Consider the following 1369-nt stretch of genomic DNA (forward strand, 5'->3'; position numbering starts at 1 on the left):
ATTCTTATGTAATCGATTGAAAATGAGAGAGTTAATTAACGTAATATAACTAATAAAATTTGGTTAAGTGGCTGATTATCAGTAACTTTATAGTTCTCTAAGCTCAAAGTTATATGACATCAGAACCACTCAACCAATATACGGAAATATGCAGAGATGCTATCAAAAGTTCATCTGCAAAGTTAAGCAAAACTTTCGAGAGTCTACTCTTGGAAATACTTTTATTGTACATGACGATACAAAGAAAGATAAATTTCACTCAAATGGAGCGTTACGGCACCCATTGTGAGCAGACCTACAGAACGAACTTCAACCGTGGTCGTGCTAAATGCATAGACTGGGTGAAGTTCAACCTTGCCCTATGCCGACGTTACTTGAATATGGATGGTCTATTGGCTATAGCCATCGATCCGAGCTACATCAGCAAGTCGGGTAAGAAGACTCCGCATATCGGTACTTTCTGGTCCGGTTGTGCAAGTTCCATGAAGCATGGGCTTGAAATCATGGGGCTTGCACTTGTCGATGTCCATGCCAACAGTTGCATGATGCTGCGCGCCCATCAGACTCCATCTACTGGAGAATTGAAAATGCGTAACATGACTCTCGTGCAACATTACATAGCGGTCATCAAGCGTTATAAGAAGGATTTGTTGAAGGTCACCGATATTGTTGTCGCTGACGCTTTCTTCTCTATCCGTCCGTTTGTGGACGGAATCAAAGAGTGCGGTTTCCATCTTGTCAGCCGCTTCAGGGATACTGCGAGCCTATATTATGTGTATACGGGACCTCGTTCCAATAAGCCTGGACGTCCCAAGACACTTGACGGAAAAATCAACTACAAGAAACTTGACCTCACACGTATGGCAGAGTTGCATATTGAAGGACTTGAAGGCACAGCCTACACACTCATAGCCTATTCAAAGGCATTGAAGCAGAAAGTGCGCCTTGTCATTTGGGTTATGCCGAACGGAAAACACAAGCTTTTCTTCTCAACAAAGACATCCATGTCGGGTGAGGAAGTGTTGCGCACATACCGCTCAAGATTCCAAATAGAGTTTTGTTTTCGCGATGCAAAGCAATATACTGGTCTTACGCATTGCCAAGCAAGACACAAGAACCAGTTGGACTTTTCCTATAATGCATCATTCGCATCACAGAATGTTGCGAAAGTGATGATGAAGGAAAATGAATTGCCGTATTCCATGGCTTCTTTCAAGGAGATTATGGCAAGCACATACATCGCTAAATTAATTTTCAACAAGTGTCGGAGAATACCGAACCGAAAGTTAATTAGTCATACTATCAAAGAACTCTTTGGCTGGCAACGTAAAGCTGCTTAGCCATTATCTCAAATTTTAACGAACTATTG

At 42.0% G+C, this 1369-nt stretch carries 1 protein-coding gene; it reads left to right on the forward strand.

Annotated features, from left to right (window positions below; translation table 11 throughout):
- Positions 1–113 precede the first annotated feature (113 nt).
- A complete protein-coding gene (locus DXD25_RS16265; RefSeq protein WP_117664388.1) occupies positions 114–1340 on the forward strand; it encodes a transposase in 1227 nt (408 codons plus the stop codon).
- The last annotated feature ends 29 nt before the right edge of the window (positions 1341–1369 follow it).

Origin of the sequence: Prevotella sp. TF12-30 (genome assembly GCF_003436715.1) — a bacterium.
In the GTDB taxonomy this organism is placed as follows: domain Bacteria; phylum Bacteroidota; class Bacteroidia; order Bacteroidales; family Bacteroidaceae; genus Prevotella; species Prevotella copri_A.

What these genes read in the sequence shown, in the direction of transcription:
- DXD25_RS16265 (WP_117664388.1), top strand. Translation starts at nt 114, where the DNA reads ATGACATCAGAACCACTCAACCAATATACGGAAATATGCAGAGATGCT.